The sequence below is a fragment of the Streptomyces sp. P9-2 genome, from assembly GCF_051903975.1.
Taxonomy (GTDB): domain Bacteria; phylum Actinomycetota; class Actinomycetes; order Streptomycetales; family Streptomycetaceae; genus Streptomyces; species Streptomyces cellulosae.
Window position 1 is genome coordinate 5,269,130 of the sequence record NZ_CP192633.1, and the last position, 25,222, is coordinate 5,294,351.

Annotated in this window: 16 protein-coding genes; 11 read left to right on the plus strand and 5 right to left on the minus strand. The window is 69.3% G+C overall.

Features of this window, described 5'->3' with window-relative positions; all coding sequences use genetic code 11:
- Positions 1-76: 76 nt before the first annotated feature.
- Together ACQY0Z_RS24050 and ACQY0Z_RS24055 are read right to left on the minus strand one after the other, a co-directional pair.
- Positions 77-1,606 carry a helix-turn-helix domain-containing protein gene (locus ACQY0Z_RS24050; RefSeq protein WP_019523500.1) on the minus strand — a complete coding sequence of 510 codons (1,530 nt, stop codon included), beginning with the start codon at positions 1,604-1,606 and terminating at the stop codon, positions 77-79.
- A 93-nt stretch (positions 1,607-1,699) separates the two neighbouring features.
- Entirely contained in the window at positions 1,700-1,903 is a 204-nt protein-coding gene (locus tag ACQY0Z_RS24055) for a DUF4236 domain-containing protein (RefSeq protein ID WP_387831996.1), read from the minus strand.
- A 454-nt stretch (positions 1,904-2,357) separates the two neighbouring features.
- Here ACQY0Z_RS24055 and acnA point away from each other — a divergent pair, with 454 nt between their 5' ends.
- Complete coding sequence (acnA, locus tag ACQY0Z_RS24060) at positions 2,358-5,081, plus strand: aconitate hydratase AcnA (RefSeq protein WP_337662753.1); 2,724 nt, start codon at positions 2,358-2,360, stop codon at positions 5,079-5,081.
- Between the two features lie 464 nt (positions 5,082-5,545).
- Here the strand turns inward: acnA and ACQY0Z_RS24065 are convergent, their stop codons facing one another.
- A complete protein-coding gene (locus ACQY0Z_RS24065) occupies positions 5,546-6,538 on the minus strand; it encodes an acetylxylan esterase (RefSeq protein WP_439812790.1) in 993 nt (330 codons plus the stop codon).
- Positions 6,539-6,792: 254 nt separating this feature from the next.
- On the opposite strand from ACQY0Z_RS24065, the gene ACQY0Z_RS24070 reads away from it, so the two are divergent.
- From ACQY0Z_RS24070 to ACQY0Z_RS24090, 5 genes are read left to right on the plus strand one after another with little or no spacing between them, the layout of a single operon-like run.
- On the plus strand, positions 6,793-7,785 hold the full coding sequence (locus ACQY0Z_RS24070; protein ID WP_381727378.1) for an ABC transporter permease: 993 nt from the start codon (positions 6,793-6,795) through the stop codon (positions 7,783-7,785).
- Entirely contained in the window at positions 7,779-8,660 is an 882-nt protein-coding gene (locus ACQY0Z_RS24075) for a carbohydrate ABC transporter permease (RefSeq protein ID WP_254585240.1), read from the plus strand. Before ACQY0Z_RS24070 ends, ACQY0Z_RS24075 begins: the two co-directional genes overlap by 7 nt.
- A 57-nt stretch (positions 8,661-8,717) precedes the next feature.
- Positions 8,718-10,373, plus strand: a complete 1,656-nt coding sequence (locus tag ACQY0Z_RS24080) for an ABC transporter substrate-binding protein (RefSeq protein WP_189899296.1) — start codon at positions 8,718-8,720, stop codon at positions 10,371-10,373.
- Positions 10,370-11,878 carry a GH39 family glycosyl hydrolase gene (locus ACQY0Z_RS24085; protein WP_254585241.1) on the plus strand — a complete coding sequence of 503 codons (1,509 nt, stop codon included), beginning with the start codon at positions 10,370-10,372 and terminating at the stop codon, positions 11,876-11,878. The genes ACQY0Z_RS24080 and ACQY0Z_RS24085 overlap by 4 nt, the downstream gene beginning before the upstream one ends.
- Positions 11,875-12,558, plus strand: a complete 684-nt coding sequence (locus tag ACQY0Z_RS24090) for a hypothetical protein (RefSeq protein WP_254585242.1) — start codon at positions 11,875-11,877, stop codon at positions 12,556-12,558. Before ACQY0Z_RS24085 ends, ACQY0Z_RS24090 begins: the two co-directional genes overlap by 4 nt.
- Positions 12,559-12,571: 13 nt before the next feature.
- Here the strand turns inward: ACQY0Z_RS24090 and ACQY0Z_RS24095 are convergent, their stop codons facing one another.
- Together ACQY0Z_RS24095 and ACQY0Z_RS24100 are read right to left on the minus strand one after the other, a co-directional pair.
- Positions 12,572-14,530, minus strand: coding sequence for an alpha-glucuronidase (locus tag ACQY0Z_RS24095; RefSeq protein ID WP_439812791.1), 1,959 nt, complete (start codon positions 14,528-14,530; stop codon positions 12,572-12,574).
- 134 nt (positions 14,531-14,664) lie between these two features.
- On the minus strand, positions 14,665-18,468 hold the full coding sequence (locus ACQY0Z_RS24100) for a GH92 family glycosyl hydrolase (RefSeq protein WP_439812792.1): 3,804 nt from the start codon (positions 18,466-18,468) through the stop codon (positions 14,665-14,667).
- 676 nt (positions 18,469-19,144) lie between these two features.
- Here ACQY0Z_RS24100 and ngcE point away from each other — a divergent pair.
- The 5 genes from ngcE (at position 19,145) to ACQY0Z_RS24125 (ending at position 25,134) form a co-directional block, all read left to right on the plus strand.
- Positions 19,145-20,488, plus strand: a complete 1,344-nt coding sequence (gene ngcE, locus ACQY0Z_RS24105) for an N-acetylglucosamine/diacetylchitobiose ABC transporter substrate-binding protein (protein WP_198427667.1) — start codon at positions 19,145-19,147, stop codon at positions 20,486-20,488.
- 6 nt (positions 20,489-20,494) lie between these two features.
- On the plus strand, positions 20,495-21,556 hold the full coding sequence (locus ACQY0Z_RS24110; protein WP_189899286.1) for a carbohydrate ABC transporter permease: 1,062 nt from the start codon (positions 20,495-20,497) through the stop codon (positions 21,554-21,556).
- On the plus strand, positions 21,553-22,461 hold the full coding sequence (locus ACQY0Z_RS24115) for a carbohydrate ABC transporter permease (protein ID WP_189899284.1): 909 nt from the start codon (positions 21,553-21,555) through the stop codon (positions 22,459-22,461). Before ACQY0Z_RS24110 ends, ACQY0Z_RS24115 begins: the two co-directional genes overlap by 4 nt.
- A 226-nt stretch (positions 22,462-22,687) precedes the next feature.
- Positions 22,688-23,899, plus strand: coding sequence for an ROK family transcriptional regulator (locus tag ACQY0Z_RS24120; protein WP_439812793.1), 1,212 nt, complete (start codon positions 22,688-22,690; stop codon positions 23,897-23,899).
- Between the two features lie 134 nt (positions 23,900-24,033).
- Complete coding sequence (locus ACQY0Z_RS24125) at positions 24,034-25,134, plus strand: ABC transporter substrate-binding protein (protein ID WP_347225913.1); 1,101 nt, start codon at positions 24,034-24,036, stop codon at positions 25,132-25,134.
- The last annotated feature ends 88 nt before the right edge of the window (positions 25,135-25,222 follow it).

Below are 25,222 nucleotides of genomic sequence, written 5' to 3' on the forward strand. Positions count from 1 at the left end.
CACCAGCGGGACCCCCTCCCGGCTCACGCCAGCACGGCAGCCGGAAGGAGGTCCGCACCCTCGCGTCCTACGCCTCTCAGATGTCCCGGAAGATCTCGATCTGCGCCCCGATCGAGTTCAGCCGCTCCGCCAGGTCCTCGTACCCCCGGTTGATGACGTACACGTTCCGCAGCACCGACGTCCCCTCCGCCGCCATCATGGCGAGGAGGACGACGACGGCCGGGCGCAGGGCCGGCGGGCACATCATCTCCGCCGCGCGCCAGCGGGTCGGGCCCTCGACCAGGACGCGGTGCGGGTCCAGCAACTGCAGGCGTCCGCCGAGGCGGTTGAGGTCGGTCAGGTAGATGGCGCGGTTGTCGTAGACCCAGTCGTGGATGAGGGTCTGGCCCTGCGCCACCGCCGCGATCGCCGCGAAGAACGGCACGTTGTCGATGTTCAGGCCCGGGAACGGCATCGGGTGGATCTTGTCGATCGGCGCCTCCAGCTTGGAGGGCCGGACGGTGAGGTCCACCAGCCGGGTACGGCCGTTGTCCGCGAAGTACTCCGGCGTGCGGTCGTGGTCGAGGCCCATCTCCTCCAGGACCGCCAGCTCGATCTCCAGGAACTCGATCGGCACCCGGCGGACCGTCAGCTCCGACTCCGTCACCACCGCGGCCGCGACGAGGCTCATCGCCTCGACCGGGTCCTCGGAGGGGGAGTAGTCGACGTCCACGTCGATCTTCGGCACGCCGTGCACGGTCAGCGTCGTCGTGCCGATGCCGTCGACCTTGACGCCCAGCGCCTCCAGGAAGAAGCACAGGTCCTGGACCATGTAGTTGGAGGACGCGTTGCGGATGACGGTCGTGCCGTCGTGCCGCGCGGCGGCCAGCAGCGCGTTCTCGGTGACCGTGTCCCCGCGCTCGGTCAGCACGATCGGGCGGTCCGGGGCGACGGCGCGGTCGACCACCGCGTGGTACTGCCCCTCCGTCGCGGCGATGTCCAGGCCGAAGCGGCGCAGCGCGATCATGTGCGGCTCCACCGTGCGGGTGCCGAGGTCGCAGCCGCCGGCGTACGGCAGCATGAAGCGGTCCATGCGGTGCAGCAGCGGGCCGAGGAACATGATGATGGAGCGGGTACGGCGGGCCGCCTCCGCGTCGATCGCCGCGAGGTCCAGCTCGGCCGGCGGCACGATCTCCAGGTCGACGCCGTCGTTGATCCAGCGGGTGCGCACGCCGATGGAGTTCAGTACCTCCAGGAGGCGGTACACCTCCTCGATGCGAGCGACGCGGCGCAGCACCGTGCGCCCGCTGTTGAGCAGTGAGGCGCACAGCAGTGCCACGCACGCGTTCTTGCTCGTCTTCACGTCGATGGCGCCGGAGAGTCGGCGGCCGCCCACCACACGCAGATGCATCGGACCGGCGTAGCCGAGGGAGACGATCTCACTGTCCAGCGCCTCGCCGATGCGGGCGATCATCTCAAGGCTGATGTTCTGGTTGCCGCGCTCGATCCGGTTGACCGCGCTCTGGCTGGTGCCCAGAGCCTCCGCGAGCTGGGTCTGTGTCCAGCCGCGGTGCTGCCTTGCGTCACGGATGAGCTTACCGATGCGTACGAGGTAGTCGTCTGCCATGGGGTTGAGGCTATCTCAGATATGAGATGGCACCTCTTCGGGGGGTCCATTCGGGTGACAGTCGGATGATGTGACGTCAATGTCCCCCGACCATCAGCTGGTCCGGCGGCTGCGGCTGGTGCGCCTCCACCCGAAAGGTCCGGGCAAATCCATCGATGTCGTACGTCGTCCCGTGCTGCTCCGTGTGTACCGGGGGCCGTTCTTCCCGCCTCCGGTGGTGATGGACCACGACTTCTTGTTGATGTTCAGCCGTACCCCCGGAAGGATCCGGAAACTCTTACGGAACGTGAGGGGCATCCTCGTCTCCCTGGTCGGGCCGCTGGGGCTTGTCGATGACTGGATGACTGACTGTGCCTCAGTCGGTTACCCCGGTCCGCCGCAGCCATGACAACCCGTGACAGCCGCCGGGCGCGGCGGCACCGTCTGGGCGGGCGCCGTCGGGACGTGGCGCCTTCCGGGTGCGGCGCCCTCCGGCCGCGCCAGCCGTGGCGCCGAGCCGCCCCCGGCGGGAGGGTGGGGGAAGCAAAGGAGGGAAGAGTGAAGGCGCGCCCAGGGGCCACACCGGAACCCGGGCATGACCATTCCGCCCCCGTGTACTAGAGTTATCTCGACATCGAGATATCTGCCGAGGCGCACCGCGGTCGCCACGCGAGTTAGGCATACCTAACTTAGCCTGACCTCACCGGAACGGCCAAGCCGGCGTGGCGGCACGATTGACGGTGGTACGCGCACATCAATGAAGGAGACTGTCGTGTCGGCGAACAGCTTCGACGCCCGCAGCACGCTGCAGGTGGGCGACGAGTCGTACGAGATCTTCCGGCTGGACAAGGTCGAGGGCTCCGCGCGCCTTCCCTACAGCCTGAAGGTGCTGCTGGAGAACCTCCTCCGCACCGAGGACGGCGCGAACATCACCGCCGACCACATCCGCGCCCTGGGCGGCTGGGACTCCCAGGCGCAGCCGTCGCAGGAGATCCAGTTCACGCCGGCCCGCGTGATCATGCAGGACTTCACCGGCGTGCCCTGTGTCGTCGACCTCGCCACGATGCGTGAGGCCGTGAAGGAGCTCGGCGGCGACCCGGCCAAGATCAACCCGCTGGCCCCGGCCGAGCTGGTCATCGACCACTCCGTCATCGCCGACAAGTTCGGCACGAACGACGCCTTCAAGCAGAACGTCGAGCTGGAGTACGGCCGCAACCGCGAGCGCTACCAGTTCCTGCGCTGGGGCCAGACCGCGTTCGACGAGTTCAAGGTCGTCCCTCCCGGCACCGGCATCGTCCACCAGGTGAACATCGAGCACCTGGCCCGCGTCGTCATGACCCGCGACGGCAAGGCGTACCCCGACACCCTGGTCGGCACCGACTCGCACACCACGATGGTCAACGGCCTGGGCGTCCTCGGCTGGGGCGTCGGCGGCATCGAGGCCGAGGCCGCCATGCTCGGCCAGCCGGTCTCCATGCTGATCCCGCGCGTCGTCGGCTTCAAGCTCACCGGTGAGCTGCAGCCCGGCACCACCGCCACCGACCTGGTGCTCACGATCACCGAGATGCTGCGCAAGCACGGCGTCGTCGGCAAGTTCGTCGAGTTCTACGGCGAGGGCGTCGCCGCCACCTCCCTGGCGAACCGCGCCACCATCGGCAACATGTCGCCGGAGTTCGGCTCCACCGCCGCGATCTTCCCGATCGACGACGAGACGCTGAGCTACCTGCGCCTGACCGGCCGCTCCGAGCAGCAGGTCGCGCTGGTCGAGGCGTACGCCAAGGAGCAGGGCCTCTGGCTGGACCCGAAGGCCGAGCCGGACTTCTCCGAGAAGCTCGAGCTGGACCTGTCCACGGTCGTCCCGTCCATCGCCGGCCCGAAGCGCCCGCAGGACCGCATCGTCCTCGCCGACGCCAAGTCGCAGTTCGAGCAGGACGTCCGCGCCTACGTCAAGGACGGCGGCGACGTCGACGAGGCGATCAAGGAGTCCTTCCCGGCCTCCGACGCCCCGGCCGTCTCCAACGGCGTCCCGTCCAACCCGGTCGAGGTGACCGCCCCCGACGGCACCACCTACACCCTGGACCACGGCGCGGTGACGGTCGCGGCCATCACCTCCTGCACCAACACCTCCAACCCGTACGTCATGGTCGCCGCCGCGCTGGTGGCCAAGAAGGCGGTGGAGAAGGGTCTGACCCGCAAGCCGTGGGTCAAGACCACCCTCGCCCCGGGCTCCAAGGTCGTCACCGACTACTTCGAGAAGGCGGGCCTGACCCCGTACCTCGACAAGGTCGGCTTCAACCTGGTCGGTTACGGCTGCACCACCTGCATCGGCAACTCCGGCCCGCTGCCGGAGGAGGTCTCCAAGGCCGTCAACGAGCACGACCTGGCCGTCACCTCGGTGCTGTCCGGCAACCGCAACTTCGAGGGCCGGATCAACCCCGACGTCAAGATGAACTACCTGGCGTCCCCGCCGCTGGTGGTCGCCTACGCGCTCGCCGGTTCCATGAGGGTGGACATCACCCGTGAGGCCCTCGGCTACGACCAGGACAACAACCCGGTCTTCCTGAAGGACATCTGGCCCTCCGAGGCCGAGGTGAACGACGTCGTGGCGAACGCCATCGGCGAGGACATGTTCTCCAAGTCCTACTCCGACGTCTTCGCCGGCGACGCCCAGTGGCAGGCGCTGCCCATCCCGACCGGCGACACCTTCGAGTGGGACGCCGAGTCCACCTACGTCCGCAAGCCCCCGTACTTCGAGGGCATGCGGATGGAGCCGGCCCCGGTCGAGGACATCACCGGCGCCCGCGTGCTGGCCAAGCTGGGCGACTCGGTCACCACCGACCACATCTCCCCGGCCGGCGCCATCAAGGCCGACACCCCGGCCGGCAAGTACCTCACGGAGCACGGCATCGAGCGCCGCGACTTCAACAGCTACGGCTCCCGCCGCGGCAACCACGAGGTCATGATCCGCGGCACGTTCGCCAACATCCGCCTGCGCAACCAGATCGCGCCGGGCACCGAGGGCGGCTACACGCGTGACTTCACGCAGGAGGGCGGCCCGGTCTCCTTCATCTACGACGCCTCGCAGAACTACCAGGCCGCCGGCATCCCGCTGGTCGTCCTGGCCGGCAAGGAGTACGGCTCCGGCTCGTCCCGCGACTGGGCGGCCAAGGGCACCGCGCTCCTCGGCGTCAAGGCCGTCATCGCCGAGTCGTACGAGCGCATCCACCGCTCGAACCTCATCGGCATGGGCGTCCTGCCGCTGCAGTTCCCCGAGGGCCACACCGCCGAGTCCCTCGGTCTGACCGGCGAGGAGACCTTCTCCGTCACCGGCGTGACCGAGCTGAACGACGGCACCACGCCCCGCACGGTGAAGGTCACCACCGACACCGGTGTCGAGTTCGACGCGGTCGTCCGCATCGACACCCCCGGTGAGGCCGACTACTACCGCAACGGCGGCATCCTGCAGTACGTGCTGCGCAGCCTGATCCGCAAGTAAGCACCCCAGCAGATCGGTCGAGGGCCGCATCCCCGCGCGGGATGCGGCCCTCGGGCGTTCCCGGTGTGCGCCCGTGTCCGCGACCGATACGCGCGGTAACCGTTTACATCCCCGCTCCCCGGCGCTACCGTCCCTTCCACGGACGAGGTGGGAGCGCTCCCATATATGAGCGTGGCGGACCGGAACCCGTCGCCGGGGCGCCGCCACCTCGTCCGCCCCCACAGTCGCGGACGGGAGTGTCATGATCACGTCACCGCGCGACCGCGCCGGCGCGAGGACGGCCCGGCGCAAGGGCGACCGGGCCTTGTTCGTCGTCCTCGTCTGCGTCCTTGCCGCCTTGCCGGCGGCCGGCCTCGCCCTGACCGCGGGCGCCGTCACCCCCGCCCGCCCCGACACACTGGCCCGCTCCGAACTGCGCGGCCTGCTGCTCTGCCGCGCGGTCCCCCTCACCGGACCCGGTGCACTCACGCCCCCAACACCTGCCGCAGCCACTCCAGTTGCCGCCGCACATGCACCGCGTCCCCGCCCTCATGCCCGTTGAACGGGTAGGCGTGCAGGACCTTCTCCTCCTGGCCGCCCGCCAGTTCCGCGTACCGGTTGTACGCCGCGTACGCCCCGCTCGGCGGGCACACCGTGTCGCGCAGGCCCACCCCGAAGTGCGCGGGCGCCTGGGCGCGGCGGGCGAAGGAGACGCCCTCCACGTAGGACAGCGTGCGGTAGGCCGCCTCCTCCGCGCCCCGGTGCACGGCGAGGTACGCGCCGATCTCGCCGTACGGGGAGGCGTCCGTGAGGTCCAGCCCGCGCCGGATCCCGCACAGGAAGGGCGCCGTGACCAGGACCGCCGCGAGGTCCGGCACCAGGCCCGCGACCGCCAGCGCGACGCCCCCGCCCTGGCTGTTGCCCACCGCCGCGACCCGGGAGGCGTCCACGCCGGGGAGCGCGCGCACCGCCTCCACCGCGCGCACCGCGTCGGTGATCAGCCGGCGGTAGTGGTGGTCGTGCGGATCGAGCAGGCCCCGCGCGGCCGGTCCGGGACCGCCGGGCGCTCCGGCGTGCGGGTCGGGGGTGTCCCCGCCGCACCCGTACTGGTCGCCCTGGCCCCGGTTGTCCATCAGCAGATGCGCGTACCCGGCGTTGACCCAGGTGAGCCGCTCGTGGGGGAGACCCCGTCCGCGCCCGTACCCGGCGAACTCCACCACCGCCGGAAGGGGTTCGCCCGCCCCGGCCGGACGGCTGAACCACCCCCGCACCGGATCGCCCGCGAAACCGCGGAACGTCACGTCCCAGGTCTCCGTCAGCCGCAGCCCGTTGTCCACCGGCTGGGCGGAGACCAGCGCGTCGCCCGCGTCCGCCGCCTCCCTCAGCGTGCGCTTCCAGAAGCCGTCGAAGTCCGCCGGTTCGGCGACGTCCGGGCGGTAGCGCTCCAGGTCGGCCGGGGGCAGGTCGAACGCGGGCACGCGGCACCTCGCAGGATCGGACGGACGGCACCCCCGATCGTTGCGGGCGTGCCGCAGGAAATTTCGGTGGACGGTAACAGATCTCGGCCCGGTTCCACACCGGTCCGTTCCGGACTTCCGTGCGGCCGTGACGTAGCAAAAGTCGCCTGCGCACCACCCATTGACAGCGCTTACCGCGGCTCATAAGTTGCCGCGGAGTTACCGGGAAGGGCTCGAAAGTTTCGGTTCTGTGTCAGGCACGGGAGGCCCGGGCAATGAGCAGCTCCACCACGTCGGCTCCACCTCCGGGCATTCAGGAGCCGCCGTCGGCGCCCCCGCCACGGCGGCGCACCCGGTCGCCCTCGCCCACCGGCTGGCGGCGCGCGCTGCGCAAGGACTGGCAGCTGTACTCGCTGGCGGTGCTGCCGCTGCTGTTCTTCCTGGTGTTCCGCTATCTGCCGATGCTCGGCAACGTGATCGCGTTCCGCCGGTTCGAGCCGGGCGGTTCGGTCTTCGGCGAGTACTGGGTGGGCCTGCGCTACGTCGAGATGTTCCTGTCCGACCCGACGTTCTGGCAGGTCTTCCGCAACACCCTGTGGATCGGCGGACTGACGCTCGTCTTCTGCTTCCCGATCCCGATCGTGCTCGCCCTGCTGCTGAACGAGGTCCGCCGCAGGTCGTTGAAACGATTCGTGCAGTCGGTGTCGTACCTGCCGCACTTCCTGTCCATCGTGATCGTCGCCGGCATCACGATGCAGATGCTCGCCACGGACGGTCCCGTCAACCATGTCCTCGGCTGGTTCGGGCACGACCCGGTCCGGTTCATCCAGGAACCCGACTGGTTCCGCACCATCTACGTCGGCTCCGAGATCTGGCAGACCGCCGGCTGGGGCACGATCCTCTACCTCGCCGCGCTCACCACCATCGACGAGGACCTGTACGAGGCCGCCCGGATCGACGGCGCGAACCGCTGGCGGCAGATCTGGCACGTCACCCTGCCCGGCATCCGCCCCACCATGATCACCCTGCTGATCCTCAACATCGGCACGTTCCTGGCCGTCGGTTTCGAGAAGGTCCTGTTGCTGTACAACCCGCTCACGTATCCCACCGCCGACGTGATCTCCACCTACCTCTACCGCACGGGTGTGGAGTCCAACAGCTTCAGCTACGCCGCCGCCATCGGCCTGTTCGAGGCGGTCATCGGCCTGGTGCTGATCACCTCGGCCAACCAGCTGTCGCGCCGCACGGTGGGGACGAGCCTGTGGTGAGCACCATCCGCCCCTCCCGGGGTCACCGCGTCTTCCAGGGCGTCAACGGCGTGATCCTCACCCTGGTCGTGCTGGTCACGCTGTACCCGTTCGTGAACATCGTCGCCCGCTCGTTCAGCGGCGAGAAGGAGATCCGCGCCGGTGACGTGACGCTGTGGCCCAAGGGCTTCAACCTCACCACCTACGAGATCGTCTTCTCCGACGCGATGTTCTGGCGGAACTACGGCAACACCGTCCTCTACACGGTCGTCGCCACCGCCGTCGCCATGGTGCTGACCACCTGCTACGCCTACGTCCTGTCCAAGCACCACCTCAAGGGCCGCGGCGCGCTGGTCGGGATCGCCGTGTTCACCATGTTCTTCAGCGGCGGCCTCATCCCCCACTACGTCCTGATCACCAGCCTCGGGCTGAAGAACAGCGTGTGGGCCATCGCCCTGCCGAACGCGATCAGCGTCTTCAACCTGCTGGTGATGAAGGCCTTCTTCGAGAGCCTGCCGTCGGAACTGGAGGAGGCCGCGCAGATCGACGGCCTGAGCACCTACGGCATCCTGCTGCGGATCGTGCTGCCGCTGTCCAAGGCGGTCGTGGCGACCATGGTGCTGTTCTACTCGGTGTCCTTCTGGAACTCCTGGTTCTCGGCGTTCCTCTACATGGACCGCACCGAGCTGATGCCGGTCACGGTGTATCTGCGCAACCTCCTCGCGGGCGCCACCGGAGGCACCGCCGCCGGCGCGGGCACCGAGAACCTCAGCCAGGTCAACGCCAACATCCAGGCGGTGACGATCGTGCTCACCTCGCTGCCGATCCTCTGCGTGTACCCGTTCGTGCAGCGCTACTTCGTCTCCGGCGTGATGCTCGGCGCGGTCAAGGGCTGACGGCCGCAGGCGCTCCAGCCACCCCCTCCAGCCCACCCCCACGTCACAGGAGTCCCCGTGAAGAACGACGGACAGCTCTCCCGGCGCCAGATACTGGCCGCCGCCGGATTCATCGGCCTCGCCACCCTCACCGGCTGCGGCAGCGGCGGCGACGGCGAGGACACCAAGGACCTGTCGAAGAAGCGCGACGGCGCCATGAAGAACTACCGCGCCGGACAGCAGTTCAAGGCCACCGAGCCGCTCACCTTCACCGTCCTGCACAACGACAACCCGGTCTACCCGTCGAAGAAGAGCTGGCTGTTCTGGAAGGAGCTCACCCGGCGCACCGGCGTCACCCTCGACGCCACCCCGGTCCCGCTGAGCGACTACGAGAAGAAGCGCAGCCTCCTCATCGGCGCGGGCGACGCCCCTCTGCTCATCCCCAAGACCTACCCGGGCGCGGAGACCGCCTTCGTCTCCTCCGGCGCCATCCTGCCGGTCAGCGAGTACACCGACCTGATGCCCAACTTCCAGGAGAAGGTGAAGAGATGGAACCTCCAGCCGGAGGTCGACTCGCTGCGCCAGTCCGACGGCCGCTACTACCTGCTCCCCGGACTCCACGAGAAGGTGCGCCAGCAGTACTCGCTGTCCTTCCGCACGGACGTCCTGACCAAGCACGGTCTCGCCCTGCCCGCCACCTGGGACGAGGTCTACACGACCCTGAAGGCGCTCCGTGAGGAGTACCCGGACCGCTACCCGTTCACCGACCGCTGGAGCACCAACACCCCCTTCCCGGCGGGCGCGTTGTTCCAGTACCTCGGGCAGGCGCACGGCGTCCGCGCCGGCTGGTCGTACCTGAACACCACCTGGGACGCCCAGGCGGAGCAGTTCGTCTTCACCGGCGCCACCGACGCCTTCCGCCAGGTCGTGGAGTACCTGCGCAAGCTGGTCGCGGAGAAGCTGATGGACCCGGAGAGCTTCACCCAGACCGACGAGGAGGCGGTGAAGAAGCTGCTGGGGGAGAAGTCCTTCGCGATCAGCGCCAACGCGCAGGAGCTGGTGCAGAACTACCGCTACAACCTCCAGCGGCAGGTCAAGGGCGCCACCATCGAGATGATCCCGGTGCCGCTCGGCCCGGCGGGCCCCGTCGTCATGGGCGGCGGACGGCTGGAGAACGGCATGATGATCTCCAGCAAGGCGCTGGAGCGGGACGACTTCGTCGCCCTGATGCAGTTCGTGGACTGGCTCTGGTACTCCGACGCCGGCCAGGAGTTCTGCAAGTGGGGCGTGGAGAAGATCACGTTCACCCGCTCCGGCGCGGGCTACCGGCTCAAGCCCGGCATCTCCCTCATGGGCTCCGACCCGGACGCCCCGAAGGACCTGCAGAAGGACTTCGGCTTCTTCAACGGCGTGTTCACCTACGGCGGCAGCTGGGCCCTCGTGTCCTCGTCCTTCAGCCCGGACGAGAAGAAGTTCACCGACGCCATGGCCGCCCGCAAGGAGCTGCCCACCGACCCGCCGCACCCGCTGCGCGCCGAGGAGCAGGAGCAGGCCACCCTCTGGGACACCCCGCTGAAGGACCACGTCACCCAGAACGCCCTGCGGTTCGTCCTCGGCAAGCGCCCCCTCTCCGAGTGGGACGACTACGTCAAGGAACTCAAGGCGAAGAACATGGACCGCTACATCGAGCTGCACAACCAGGCGTACGAGCGGTTCAAGAAGGAGAACGCGTGATCCGCGTACCGGAGGAGCCCGTCGGCCGGCTGTCCGGCGCCTGGCGCGCCTGCGTCGGCACCGGCCGGCTCGACCTCGCCCTGCGCCGCGACTACCAGGACTCCCTCGCCCTCCTCCAGCGCGACATCGGCTTCCGCCATCTGCGCGGCCACGGCCTGCTCAGCGACGGCATGGGCGTCCACCGTCCCTACGAGTGGCAGGGCGCCCGCCGCACCCACCACTCGTTCACCTACCTGGACCAGGTGCTCGACGCCCTCCTCGCCACGGGCATCCGCCCCTTCCTCGAACTCGGCTTCATGCCACGGGAGATGGCGTCGGGCACGCAGACGGTGTTCTGGTGGGAGGGCAACGTCACCCCGCCCGCCGACGAGAAGGAGTGGACCCGCCTGGTGCGCGCGGTCCTCACCCACCTGATCGACCGCTACGGCCTCGACGAGGTGCGCACCTGGCCCGTCGAGGTGTGGAACGAACCGGACCTGCCCCCGTTCTGGAAGGACGCCGACGAGGCGGCCTACCACCGGCTGTACGAGGCGACGGCGCACACCGTGAAGGAGGTGGACGCGGAGCTGGCGGTCGGCGGGCCCGCGCTGTCCCCGGCCGCCGACGGCTGGCTGGAGCGGTTCGCCGAGTTCGCCGAACGCCGGGACGTGCCCGTGGACTTCGTGTCCCGGCACGCCTACGCCTCCGGGCCCGCGCAGAACGTCCCGTTCGGCACCCACCAGACCCTCGCCCCGGCGAGCACCCTCCTCGACCAGTTCACCCAGCCCCGCCAGGCCCTCGCGGGCACCCGTCTGGCCGGACTCCCGGTGCACATCACGGAGTTCAACTCCTCCTACCGGCCGGACAACCTGATCCACGACACCGCGTTCCACGCCGCCTACCTGGCCCCCGTGGTGGCGGCGGGCGGCGACCACGCCGACTCCTTCTCCTACTGGACGTTCAGCGACGTCTTCGAGGAGACCGGCATCCCCACCGCCCTGTTCCACGGCGGCTTCGGCCTGCTCACCCACCGACAGATCCGCAAGCCGACCTACCACCTGTACGCGTTCATGGCACGGATGGGGCAGGAGCGACTGGCGCGCGGTGACGGCCACTTGGTGACCCGGCACCCGGACGGGCGGATCACCGTCCTCGCCTGGGCCCCCGTCGACCCCACAGGGCAGACACCCGGCCCGGACCGGCACACCCTGCGCCTGTCCCTCCCCGCGCGGGGCGGCGAGCTGTTCGTGCGACGCTCCTCGGTCGACGAGGAGCGCGGCAACGCCTACACCGCCTGGCGGCACATGGGCTCCCCCCGCTCCCCGCGCCCCGGCCAGCTCGACATCCTGCACGAGGCCTCCGAGCCCGCCCGCAGCCACACCCGGCTCCCCGTCGAGGACGGCCGAGTGGATCTCACCCTCACCCTCGCCCGTCACGAGGTCACCCTCGTCGAGCTGACCCCCGTGGACGACGAGACCCCGCCCTGGTGGGACGAGCGGCGGCTGCTCGGTGAGGGGACGGCATGAGCACCGTACGCGCCGACGCCTTCGGCACCGGCCCGCTGTCCCGGGCCGCCGCCCTGATCCACACGCTCGTCACCGTCGAGGCCCTGCTGCTGCTCACCGCGGCGCCGGGCCTCGCCGGCCTCTTCCTGCTCGCCCCCGACCCGGCCAACCTGCCGCTCGCCGCGCTCTGCCTGCTGCCGCTCGGCCCGTCCGCCGCCGCGGCCCTCTACGCCCTGCACCACCGCAGCGGCGACCTCACCGAACTCCGCCCGTCCCGCGCCTTCCTGCGCGGCTGGCGGATGAACGCCGTGCCCGCGCTGAAGCTGTGGGCGCCGCTGCTCGGCTGGCTCACGGTGATCGCGTTCACCCTCACCCACTTCCCGGCGACCGGACTGCCCGGCTGGTGGGCGTTCCTGCTCGCCCTGATCGGCGTGGGCAGCCTGCTGTGCGGCGCCCACGCGCTGGTGCTGACCGCCCTGTTCACGTTCCGCGCCCGCGACACCGCACGCCTCGCCGCGTACTTCCTGGCGAGGCGGCCGCGCTCCACCCTGGGCGCCCTCTCCCTGCTGATCCTCACGGCCGCCGCCACGGCGCTGCTCACGGAGGCGCTGCCCGCCCTGCTCGCCGCACCGCTGCTGCTGTCGCTGCTGCACGCCGGCCGCCCGGTGATCGAGGAGACCCGGGACCACTTCACGGCCTGAGCCGCGCGGGCGCTCAGTGGATCGTGCGCCCGTGCGCGTCCGGCACCCCGGACTTGCGCAGGAAGTAGCTGTTGATCTGGTCCCGCCACTCCCGCGCGCTGCGCAGCTGCTCCTCGAACCGCTCCGCCACCCGCGCGTGCCGCTCCGGCTCCACCAGGTCCGCGAGGCCCGCCCACACCCGGCGGGCCTCCTCGGCCTCCTCCACGCCCTCGAAGTGGGTGTCGTAGATGTGCTGGATCACCGTCCTGCCGCTGTGCAGCACATGGCCGTACGGGACGTGGTGGAAGAACAGCAGCAGCTCGTCCGGGCAGGTGTCGGGGGACTCGTAGAGTTTCGCCCACGGCTCGGCGTACTGCCCCGCGTAGCCGGTGCCGGTCGCCACGGAGCGGTCGACGCCGATGCCGTCCCGGTCGGCGAAGTGGTAGGTGCCCCAGGGGCTGTACTCGTAGCCGTCCACGCTCGGCCCGTAGTGGTGGCCCGGCTGCACCATGAAGCCCACGCCGAGCGGCGCCGTGTACTTCTCGTACGTCGCCCAGGAGCCGTCCAGGACGGTGTGCAGCCCTTCGGCCAGCCGGTCGGGGCTGCCCGGGTGCGTCAGCGCGATCCACTCGTCGAGGACGGACCGCGGGTCCGCCGCCGGGTCCCACGCCAGCCGTCCGAAGGTGTACAGGTTGGTCTGGGCGAGGGGGTGCCCGGTCCAGAAGCGGTCGTCGCCGGCGTTGGACACCGCGACCAGACCGTCCGCGAGCCGCCCCGCGGGCACCTCGCCGTCCGGGCGGAACCGCAGCACCTCGCTCCACATCGGGCCCAGCCAGCACACGTGCTTCTGCTGCCCGGTGTACTCCTGCGTGACCTGGAGCTCCACCGCCACCCGGGTGTCCGGCATCGCGCCGATCAGCGGCGAGACCGGCTCGCGCACCTGGAAGTCCATCGGGCCGTGCTTCACCTGGAGCACCGCGTTGTCCGCGAACTCCCCGTCCAGCGGGGTGAAGTGGTCGTACGCGGCCCGCGCCCGGTCGGTGGAGCGGTCCCGCCAGTCCTGGCGGTGGTCGTAGACGAAGGCCCGCCAGTGCACCGTGCCGCCGTGCGGCTCCAGCGCGGCCGCGAGCATGTTCGCGCCGTCGGCGTGCGAGCGGCCGTAGGCGAAGGGGCCCGGCTGACCCTCGGAGTCGGCCTTCACGACGTACCCGCCGAAGTCGGGGATGGCCTCGTACACGCGGGCGGTCGCCGCCGCCCACCAGTCGCGCACCGCCGGTTCCAGCGGGTCGGCGGTGGGCAGCCCGCCCAGCAGGATCGGCGCGGCGAAGCTGACGGAGAGGTGCGTGCGGACGCCGTACGGCCGCAAGGTGTCGGCGATCGCGGCCACGTCGCCGATCCGGTCGGTCAGCAGCCGCGCCTCCGTGGCGTGCACGTTGACGTTGTTGACGGCGACGGCGTTGATCCCGCACGCGGCCAGCAGCCTGCCGTACGCCCGCACCCGGCCGAGGTCGCCGCGGGCCTCGCCGTCCGCCCAGAACAGGGAGCCGCCCGCGTAACCGCGCTCCACCTGGCCCGTCACCGGGTGCACGGCCACGTTGTCCCAGTGGTCCAGCATCCGGGTGGCGAGGGCGGGCCGGTGCGTGCGCGGCGCCAGGTCCCCGGCGAAGGCGTCCTCGCCGAGCCGCACGACATGGAACAGCCCGTACAGCAGCCCGCGCCCGCCGGACGCGGTCACCGTGGTGACGCCGTCACGGCGCTGGAGTGTGTAGCCCTCGTCGGACGGGGCCTCGCCGGTCAGGTGGAGGACGAACTCCGCCGCGTCCCCGTCCCGCACCACTTCGCCGCCGAACCGGGCGCAGGCGCCGGCGAGTTCGGCGCGCACCGTGTCCGCCAGCGGATCCGGGCCGCCCCGGACGAGAGAACGGCGGGAGCCGACCGCGCGGAACGCGGCGTCGGGCAGCCAGGCGGCGTCGAAGTCCCCCGAGTCCGTCATGGCTCCATTCTCGTGCACAGGGGGCTCCGAAGGTACCCGTGGTGATCGCGAAATGCCCCCGCAGGCGCGGAAAGGACGCGGGCAAGGAAAAGGCGGGCCCGGACACAGGTCCGGACCCGCCAGATGAGCGTCGGTCAGCTCAGCAGCTCCACCTCCGCCAGCGTCGCCTCACCGGTCAGCACCAGCCGGTAGTGCGCGTACGGCTGCGGCTTCGCCACCGAGAAGACGCGGGTCTGCTTGTCCCAGCGGAAGGACTCGTCCGTCCGCCGGTCCAGGTTCTGCCAGGTCTTCCCGTCCGCGGAGCCCTGCAGCACCCAGCCGGTGGGGGCCTTGGCGGCCTGAGCGGAGGTCAGCGTGTACTGCACCGCCGTGGCGGCCTTCTCCACGGGCAGTTCGACCTCGGTCACCGCACCGCTGGTCCCCGAGGTGTTGTCGAACAGCGGGCCCTCGCCCTTCACCGCGTCCTCGCGCGGGGCGGGCACCTCGTCGTCCTGGGTGATCGACACCGGCGCGGCGTTCTTGCCGGTGCCCCACGCCGACGGGCGCGGACCCATGTCGAACTCGAGCACGCCGCCCTTGGCGATCGCCGAGTGCGGCAGCGCCGTGGAGTTCCACTTCTTCCCGTTGACCTTCAGGCCCTGCACGTACACGTTCTTCGCGCTGTTCCTCGGCGCCTTGACGACCAGGTCGCGGCCGTTCTCCAGGTGCACGGTGACCTTGGTGAACAGCGGGGAGCCGATGGCGTACTCGCCGCTGCCCATCACCAGCGGGTAGAAGCCGAGCGAGGAGAACAGGTACCAGGCGGACTGCTCGCCGTTGTCCTCGTCGCCGTGGTAGCCCTGCCCGATCTCGCTGCCGGTGTAGAGGCGGGACAGCACCTCGCGTACGTTCGCCTGCGTCTTCCAGGGCTGCCCGGCCGCGTCGTACATGTACAGGGCGTGGTGGGCCACCTGGTTGGAGTGGCCGTACATGCCCATGCGGACGTCGCGCGCCTCGATCATCTCGTGGATGACACCGCCGTAGGAGCCCTTGAGGTCCGGGGAGGCCGTCTCGGGAGTGGAGAGGTACTCGTCGAGCTTGTCGGCGAGGCCCTTGCGCCCGCCGTACAGGTTGGCGAGGCCCCGGCTGTCCTGGGCGGCGGTGAACGCGTAGCCCCAGCCGTTGGTCTCCGTGTAGTCGTAGCCCCACACCCGGGGGTCGTACGCGGAGGACTTCACCCGCCAGTCGCCCTTGAGGTCACGGCCCTGGAAGAAGCCGGCCTCGGGGTCGAACAGGTTGACGTAGTCCTGCGCCCGGTTCAGGAAGTACGCCGACTCCTCCTGGTAGCGCCTGTCGCCGGTCTTCTTGTAGAGCGCCTCGCCCATCTTGGCGATGCCGTAGTCGTTGAGGTAGCCCTCCAGGGCCCAGGACAGGCCCTCGTGGGTCTCGGTGCTGGTGTAGCCGAGGAACGGCGAGGTCGCCATGCCCTTGCGGCCCACACCGGACGACGGGGGCACCACGGTGGCGTTCTTCAGCGCCGCGTCGTACGCGGCCTTCGCGTCGAAGGTGTCGACGCCCTTGACGTAGGCGTCCGCGAAGGCGACGTCCGAGGAGGTGCCGGTCATCAGGTCCGCGTAGCCGGGGGAGGACCAGCGGGAGGTCCAGCCGCCGTCCTTGTAGTGCTGCACGAACCCGTCGACCAGCTCACCGGCCTTGGTCGGCGTGAGGAAGGAGTACGCCGGCCAGGTCGTCCGGTAGGTGTCCCAGAAGCCGTTGTTGACGTACACCTTGCCGTCCACGATCTTCGCGCCCGTGTGGGTCGGCGTGTCCGGCTCCGGCATCCGCGAGAACGGCGAGGCGTACTTGTACTCTCCGTCGACCTTCTCGAAGCCCGAGTTCGGATACAGGTACAGCCGGTACAGGCTGGAGTACAGCGTGGTCAGCTGGTCCGGCGTGGCGCCCTCGACCTCGACCTTGCCGAGGATGCGGTCCCACTGCTTCCGCGCGTCCCGCTTGACGTCGTCGAACGAGGTCTTGCGGCCGATCTCCTGGCGCAGGTTGTCCTTCGCCTGGTCCACGCTGATCAGCGAGGTGGCCAGGCGCAGGGTGACCGTGCGGTCCTCGCCCGCGTCGAAGCTCAGACGGCCGCGCTCGCCCTTGGAGTCGCCGCCGGTGACCTTCCTGTCGAACTCGCCGTAGACGAACAGGCGGGTCGCGCCGGTCGACAGGCCGGACTTGACGTCCGAGTAGGCGGTGAAGGAGGACTCCTCCTTGTTCAGCGTCAGTCCCGCCTCGTCGGTGACGTTGTCGAAGATCACGCTCGCGTCGTCACCGGGGAAGGTGAAGCGCATCATCGCCGCGTGGTCCGTCGGCGCCATCTCGGCCTTCACGCCGTTCTCGAACCGCACCCCGTAGTAGTACGGCCGGGCGGTCTCGTTCTCGTGCCGGAAGGCCAGCTCGCGCGCGTCACGGCCGGTCTCCGGGGTGCCCTCGGCGGCCGACGGCATCACCTGGAAGGTCTGCCGGTCGCCCATCCACGGGCTCGGCTCGTGGCTCGCGCTGAACGCCTGGATCGTCGGCAGGTTGTCGTCGTTGTTGCCCGCCGCGTACTCGTACAGCCAGCTCTTGGAACCGGCGTTGGTCACCGGGGTCCAGAAGTTGAACCCGTGCGGCACCGCCGTCGCCGGGAAGGTGTTGCCACGCGAGAAGCTGCCGCTGGAGTTGGTGCCGCGGGTGGTCACCGCGTAGTCCGACAGATGCGTCTTCGGCGGCTCGGGCCGCACCTGCTTCAGCGCCACGTCGTCCAGCCAGCCGCGGAACTTCGCCGGGCCCTTGGGGGAGTCGTACGCCACCAGGATCCGGTCCACGGTCTTGCCGCGGGCCACCGAGCCGATCCGGGAGACCACGTTGTTCCACTGGTTGACGTACAGCACCTTCGACTCGCCCTGCCCGCGCGGGGTGAGCGGGAAGCCGTGCTGGTCGGTGGCGCGCAGGTCGCTCAGATAGGTGCCGTCGGTGAAGGCCAGGTCGACGGCGACGTTCGTGGCGTCGTAGTCGAGGTCGCCGTCCGCCATCGACGGGAAGACCCGGTAGGACAGCTGGGTGTCCCGCTCGACCTTCACGTTGACGTCGAAGACCTTGTTGTACGAGTACGCCCGCCCGTCGGCGAGATGCCGGCCCGCGTAACGCAGCGCCCGCACACCGGTGAAGCCCGCCCGCGCCTTGGCGGTCGGGGAGCCGGTCGGGCCGCGGTCCACCAGCGACAGCATGTCCTCGGGCACCGGCTGGTCCTCGCCGCCGGACGCGAACTGCACATCGGCGAGCTGCACCAGGTTGCCGCTGCCGTTCTTGGTGATCTCCAGCCGGAAATGCCGGTACTCGCCGATGACGGAGTCGTCCAGCGCGTACGTCTTGGTCTGGAAGCGCTCCTGGAACGTCTCGCCCGTGCGGGTGTCGAGGGTCGTCCAGTCCTCGCCGTCGGCGGAGCCCTTCAGCACCCAGTCCCGCGGATCGCGCTCCTCGTGGTCGTTGGCGGAGGTGAGCGCGTACCGCCGCACCTCGACCGGCGCGTCGAAGTCGAACTCCACCCAGGCGGTGGGCTCGAAGGCCAGCCACTTGGTGCTGGACAGGCTGTCGACGAGGTGCTCCTTCACCTCCCGGCCGTCGGTGTTCTCCGCGCTCGCGCGGACCTCCGTCACATGGTCGGTGACGTTGCCGGGGATTCCGGCGCTGTAGCCGCCGTTCACGCCGGAGGCGCGCTTGCCGCCGCGCGTGGTCTCCACGGTGTTCAGCCAGTCCGGGGCGGGATCCCCGGACTCGAACGACGAGGAGAACTCCCGGTCGGTCCTCGGCGGCGCCTCGGGGAGCGCCACGGCGACGCCCTGCGAGCCCGCGGCCAAAGCGAAGGCGGTCGTCGCGACGACCGCCGTTCCCCATCTGTGCCGAACCCTCTGTTGCATGCGCGAGCACCCTCCCTGCGCTGGACAACGTTGTCAATTGCAGTGCGCAAGGACCAGTAGTGGGTCAAGTGGCCTGTGATGTCAAGGGGTTGCTTGTGGCATTCGCAGGCAATGGCGGGGACTTTTCCGTTGCGTAAGGTGCCCAGGGCTCTTATTTCCGCGAGGTCTCAACTCGGAAAAGACGTATGGGGAACCTTGCATTCGATCTTGCTCCGTCGGCGTGAAGTGGACTATACCTGTCGGCACTCCGGGGCAATCTTCACCGCACCCGCCCCGTACCAGCCGCACTTCCTGCACGACCCAGCTTGACCCGAACGCGGTGCCGGGAAGGATCCGGTTCACCGCCTGAGTCCTGGAGAAGGCGAGGACTTGAGCATGGGATCCACTTCCGGCGTAGGCCATTGCGATCTGATCAGGCGGATTGCGACCGCCGCTCCGGCCCCGGCGACCGTTGTGCCGGCATCGCTCAGCTGATCACCGGCGCCGCGCCGCGGCGCCGGGACGACGGCGACAACGCCCCTGTGTGCGGCCGGTCCAGGACCGGTCCGGCCACGGCGGGCGCCCACGCAGCACACCCGTACAAAGCCAACCGATCAGTGAGGATGCAGAGATGACCATTCGTGCCGGCTCTCTTGACAGGCGGACGCTGCTGCGCGGGGCCATCGCCACCGCGGCGGTGGGCTCGTTCGCGGTCGCGTGCAGCTCTCCCTCCAGCAAGGACAGCGAAGGCGGCGGCGGCCCGAAGGGCGAGAAGAGCGCCACGAACCCGTTCGGCGTCGCCGAGAACTCCACGGTCGAGGCGGCCATCTTCGACGGCGGCTACGGCACCGACTACGTCGACTACACCAACCAGGTGCTCGCCGGTCAGGTCAAGGGCCTCAAGGTCAAGGTCGACCCGGTCGTCGACATCGCCCCCCAGCTCCAGCCCCGCTTCGTCGGCGGCAACCCGCCGGACCTCATCGACAACTCCGGCGAGGACCAGATCGGCTTCCTCGGCATCCTCGACCAACTGGAGGAGCTCGACGACCTCTTCGAGGCCAACACCTACGAGGGCAAGAAGATCGCCGACATCGTCTACCCCGGCGTCAAGGCCCCCGGCACGTTCAAGGACAAGTTCGTCGCGCTCAACTACGTGATGACCGTGTACGGCGTCTGGTACTCGAAGACGCTCTTCGAGGCGAACGGCTGGGCCCCGCCGAAGACCTGGGACGAGGCGCTCGACCTCGGCCAGCAGGCGAAGAAGAAGGGCAAGTACCTCTTCGTCCACGGCAAGGAGGCGGCGACCTACTACCGCACGCTCCTGATCGACTCGGCGATCAAGGAGGGCGGCGACGAGGTGCGGCTGGCCCTGGAGAACCTGGAGAAGGGCTGTTGGTCGCACCCGGCCGTCCAGGGCGTGATCAAGGTCATGGAGACCATGGTCAAGCAGAAGATGTTCGTCCCCGGCGGCTCCGGCACCCAGTTCCAGAAGGCGCAGGCGATCTGGAGCAACGACCAGAAGGCGCTGCTCTACCCGTCCGGCGGCTGGATCGAGAACGAGATGAAGAAGGCCACGAAGGCCGACTTCCAGATGACCGGCTTCCCGTCGATGACGCTCACCGACAAGCCGGCGCTGCCCTGGGAGTCGCTCCGCGCGGCCGCCGGCGAGCCCTTCATTGTGCCCCGGCAGGGCAAGAACCCGGCCGGCGCCAAGGAGGTGCTGCGGGCGATGCTGTCGGAGAAGGCGGCCTCCAACTTCTCCAAGACGAAGCTGGCCCCGACGATCGTCAAGGGCACCGTGCCCGCCGACGGTTACGGATCGACGGCCCTCGTCTCGCAGACGAAGATGCTGGAGGCCGCGGGCACCAACATCTTCAACTACATGTTCGTCGAGACCTACGGGATGAACACCGACCAGCTGGTGCCGTGGAACTCGTTCCTCGCGGGCGACCTCGACGGCAAGGGGCTGACCGCGGCCCTGCAGCGGATCTCCGACAAGGTCCGGGAGGACGACTCCGTCGACAAGGTCAAGGTCAGCTAGCACCCGATGAAGGACACGATCCTCAAAGCCGAGACCGCGAGCCGCCGGCCCGAGCCGGCCGCTCGCGGCGGGCGGCCACGGCGCCGCAAGCTCACGTTCGACCGGGTGACGTTCTTCCTCGCGTTCCTCGGTCTCCCGCTGGCCATCTTCGTGATCTTCGTCCTGATCCCGTTCTGCCAGGCGATCTTCTGGGGGATGACCGACTGGCGTGGCTTCAGCCCGGACTACAACTTCGTCGGCTTCGACAACTTCACGAAGATGTTCCGGGACGACATCTTCCTGAAGGCGCTGCGCAACGTCGCGCTCCTCGCGGCCTTCGTGCCGCTGGTGACCCTGACGCTCGCCCTCGGGGTCGCCGTGGCCATCACCCTGGGCGGGCCCGGCAAGGGCCCCGTGCGGGGGATCCGGGGCGCGTCGTTCTACCGGATCGTCTCGTTCTTCCCCTACGTCGTGCCGGCGATCATCGTCGGTCTGATCTGGGCGCAGATGTACGACCCGAACGCCGGCCTGCTCAACGGCGTCCTCACGGGCCTCGGCCTCGACCGGTTCGACACGTTCGCGTGGCTGGGCGAGAAGGCGACGGCGATGCCGTCCGTGATGTTCGTGATCATCTGGGGGCTCGTCGGCTTCTACGCGGTGCTCTTCATCGCCGCGATCAAGGGCGTCCCCGCCGAACTGTACGAGGCGGCGAGGATCGACGGGGCCGGCCGGCTGCGCACCACCGTCTCGATCACCCTGCCGGCGATCCGGGACAGCGTGCAGACGGCGTACATCTACCTGGGCATCGCCGCCCTCGACGCGTTCGTCTACGTCCAGGCGATGGTGCCGAACGGCGGCCCGGACAACTCGACCCTGACCATCAGCCAGCGTCTGTTCAACGTCGCTTTCGCCAAGCAGCAGTTCGGCTACGCCACCGCGATGGGCGTCGTCCTCGCCGTCGTCACCCTGGTGTTCGCGGCGCTGGTGTTCCTCGTCAACCGCCTCACGGGCGGCGGCGAGGGCGAGGGCAAGAAGAAGGCACCTGGGTCCAAGGCTCGGCGTGCCGCAGCCGAGGGAGGTGCCGGGTGAGCGTCATCGCCGCCGACCCGAAGACAGCCGGTGAACGTGAACCGGCGAGGGACCGGAAGCTGACGCGCGTCGCCGCGAGCAGCGACCGCAGATTCGCGGCGGTCTCGCACGCCCTGCTGATCGTGTGGTCCGTGATCGTGATCGTGCCCATGCTGTGGGTGCTGATGTCGTCGTTCAAATCGACCGGCGAGATCCTTTCGTCGCCGTTCTCGCTGCCCGATCACTGGCGGTTCGAGAACTACGCGAACGCGTGGACCGACGCGAACATCGGAAGGTATTTCCTGAATTCCGTGATCGTCGTGGTCTCGGCACTGATCCTGGTGATGCTGCTCGGCGCGATGTGCGCCTACATTCTCGCCCGGTTCGAATTCCCCGGCCGCCGGCTGATCTACTACGTCATGCTCGCCGGCCTGACTTTCCCGGTGTTCCTGGCGATCGTTCCGCTCTTCTTCCAGCTGCAGAACTTCGGGCTGCTGAACACCCGTGCCGGGCTGATCCTCACCTATGTCGCGTTCGCGCTGCCGTTCACGATGTTCTTCCTCTATTCGTTCTTCCGGTCGCTGCCGCACGACGTGTACGAGGCCGCGCTGATCGACGGCGCCGGGGACTGGCGGGCGTTCTTCCAGGTGATGCTGCCGATGGCCCGTCCGGGCATGGCGGCGGTGGCGATCTTCAACTTCCTGGGCCTGTGGAACCAGTTCCTGCTGCCGGTGGCGCTCAACACCGACCAGGACATGTGGGTCCTCACCCAGGGCATGGCCGCCTACGCGTCCTCGCAGGTCTACGACATCGACTACGGCGCGCTGTTCGCGGCGATCGTGATCACGGTGGTGCCCGTACTGATCGTGTACTGCGTCTTCCAGCGGCGGATCGCCGGCTCGGTGTCCCAGGGCACCTTCCGCTGACGCCCGCCGCTCCACCCGTCGTACACAGGGGTCCGGCCCCGGAGAGACAGCTCTCCGGGGCCGGACCCCTGTGGCGCACCAGCGGTAGTCGGCCGGACACGGGCAGGAACCGATTTCTGTCAAGGTCTTGACGGCACTGGGCGAATCAGCGGAGCTTGGAGTTCATAACTTGTACAAGGTCCCGTCGTCCCAGGGTGGCGCGGGCCAGGGATGAGGGTGAGAGTCAATGGAGACTCCGGGGTCGCAGTCGTCGCTGCACCGAGCCAACCTGGAGCGGGTCGTCCGAGCAGTGCGTCTGGCGGGGTCCTTGACCCAGGCGGAGATCGCGAGGACCACCGGCCTGTCCGCGGCCACGGTCTCCAACATCGTCCGGGAACTGAAGGAAGGCGGGACGGTCGAGGTCACGCCCACGTCCTCGGGCGGCCGCCGGGCCCGCAGCGTGTCGCTGAGCGGGGACGCCGGCATCGTCATCGGGGTCGACTTCGGGCACACCCATCTGCGGGTGGCGGTGGGAAACCTGGCCCACCAGGTGCTCGCGGAGGAGTCCGAGCCGCTGGACGTGGACGCCTCCTCGACGCAGGGCTTCGACCGGGCGGAACAGCTGGTCAACCGGCTGATCGAGGCCACCGGCGTGGACCGGTCCAAGGTCGCCGGCGTCGGGCTCGGCGTGCCCGGACCCATCGACGTGGAGTCCGGCACCCTCGGCTCCACCGCCATCCTGCCCGGCTGGTCCGGCACCCGTCCCGCCGAGGAGCTGCGGGGGCGGCTCGGCGTGCCGGTGCACGTGGACAACGACGCCAACCTGGGCGCGCTCGGCGAGATGGTCTGGGGGAGCGGCCGGGGCGTGCGCGACCTGGCGTACATCAAGGTCGCCAGCGGTGTCGGCGCCGGCCTGGTGATCAGCGGGAAGATCTACCGCGGCCCGGGCGGCACCGCGGGCGAGATCGGGCACATCACCCTCGACGAGTCCGGCCCGGTCTGCCGCTGCGGCAACCGTGGCTGCCTGGAGACCTTCACGGCCGCCCGCTACGTGCTGCCGCTGCTCCAGCCCAGCCACGGCACGGACTTGACCATGGAGAGCGTCGTACGGATGGCCAGGGACGGCGACCCGGGATGCCGCCGGGTCGTCGCCGACGTGGGCCGCCACATCGGCAGCGGTGTAGCCAATCTCTGCAACCTCCTGAACCCGAGCCGGGTCGTCCTCGGCGGCGATCTCGCGGAGGCCGGGGAGCTGGTCCTGGGCCCCATAAGAGAGTCCGTGGGACGCTATGCCATCCCCAGTGCCGCGCGCCAACTGTCCGTGCTTCCAGGGGCACTTGGGGGCCGCGCGGAGGTGCTCGGCGCTCTCGCGCTCGCGCTGAGCGAGATGGGCGATTCGACCCTTCTGGACGGCACGGCGACGGGGTCCCTCGCCGCCTCCACCCATGCCTTCACTTAGAGAACGGATGGCACCGTTGCCATCTCGTTAAGGATTTACTTCTTGACGTCGCACGTGCGGCCGAGTTGACTTCCAGCCACCTCGGCCGCAACGACGCGGCCTCGTCAGGGAGGTTTGTAGAAGTGAACACGCGTATGCGTCGTGCCGCCTTCGCCATCGCCGCGGGTGCGATGGCCGTCTCGCTCGCCGCCTGTGGCAGCGCCGCCGAGTCCGGCGACAAGAGCGACTCGGGCGACTCCGCCGCCAAGGGCGACAACATCAAGGTCGGTCTGCTCCTGCCGGAGAACCAGACCGCGCGGTACGAGAAGCTCGACAAGCCCTTGATCGAGAAGAAGGTCAAGGAGCTCACGAACAACAAGGGCGAGGTCGTCTACGCCAACGCCAAGCAGGACGCCAGCCTGCAGAACCAGCAGGTCGACACGATGGTGACCAACAAGGTCGACGTGCTCATCGTGGACGCGGTGGACTCCAAGGCCATCGCCGGCTCCGTGAAGAAGGCCAAGGACGCGGGCATCCCCGTCGTGGCCTACGACCGCCTCGCCGAGGGCCCGATCGACGCCTACACGTCGTTCGACAACGTGACCGTCGGCAAGACGCAGGGTGAGGCCCTGCTGCAGGCGCTGGGCGCCAAGGCCAAGAGCGGCCAGATCGTCATGATGAACGGCTCCTCCACCGACCCGAACGCCGCCATGTTCAAGGAGGGCGCGCACTCCGTCCTCGACGGCAAGGTCAAGATCGGGCGCGAGTACGACACCAAGGAGTGGAAGCCCGAGAACGCCAACGCCAACATGGAGGGCGCCATCTCCGCCCTCGGCAAGGACAAGATCGTCGGCGTCTACTCCGCCAACGACGGCATGGCGGGCGGCATCATCACCGCCCTCAAGGCCGCCGGCCTGAAGAACATCCCGGTCACCGGCCAGGACGCCGAGCTCGCCGGCGTGCAGCGCATCGTGACCGGTGAGCAGTACATGTCCGTCTACAAGCCGTACCCGCAGGAGGCGAACGTCGCCGCGGAGATGGCCGTCGCGCTGGCCCAGGGCAAGTCGCTGGACTCCATCGCCAAGGACAAGGTCGACAGCCCCACCGACAAGGGCATCCCGGCGGTGATCGTCCCGGTCGTCTCGCTGACCAAGGACAACATCAAGGACACCGTGATCAAGGACGGCATCTACACCGTCCAAGAGATCTGCACGGGCAAGTACAAGGCCGCCTGCGACAAGATCGGCCTCAAGTAAGCAGTCCCGCATCCCGTGACCGAGGGGAGTCCGCAGACCCGGACTCCCCCGACGGGACGGCTGCCCAGCGCTTCCGCCGGCGCCCCGC

Bases quoted from the DNA above. Each gene is read 5' to 3' on its own strand.
- ACQY0Z_RS24090 (WP_254585242.1), top strand. From the start codon at position 11,875: ATGAGCACCGTACGCGCCGACGCCTTCGGCACCGGCCCGCTGTCCCGG.
- ACQY0Z_RS24100 (WP_439812792.1), bottom strand. From the start codon at position 18,468: ATGCAACAGAGGGTTCGGCACAGATGGGGAACGGCGGTCGTCGCGACG.
- ACQY0Z_RS24110 (WP_189899286.1), top strand. From the start codon at position 20,495: ATGAAGGACACGATCCTCAAAGCCGAGACCGCGAGCCGCCGGCCCGAG.
- ACQY0Z_RS24055 (WP_387831996.1), bottom strand. From the start codon at position 1,903: ATGCCCCTCACGTTCCGTAAGAGTTTCCGGATCCTTCCGGGGGTACGG.
- ACQY0Z_RS24120 (WP_439812793.1), top strand. From the start codon at position 22,688: ATGGAGACTCCGGGGTCGCAGTCGTCGCTGCACCGAGCCAACCTGGAG.
- ACQY0Z_RS24070 (WP_381727378.1), top strand. From the start codon at position 6,793: ATGAGCAGCTCCACCACGTCGGCTCCACCTCCGGGCATTCAGGAGCCG.
- ACQY0Z_RS24125 (WP_347225913.1), top strand. From the start codon at position 24,034: ATGCGTCGTGCCGCCTTCGCCATCGCCGCGGGTGCGATGGCCGTCTCG.
- ACQY0Z_RS24050 (WP_019523500.1), bottom strand. From the start codon at position 1,606: ATGGCAGACGACTACCTCGTACGCATCGGTAAGCTCATCCGTGACGCA.
- ACQY0Z_RS24095 (WP_439812791.1), bottom strand. From the start codon at position 14,530: ATGACGGACTCGGGGGACTTCGACGCCGCCTGGCTGCCCGACGCCGCG.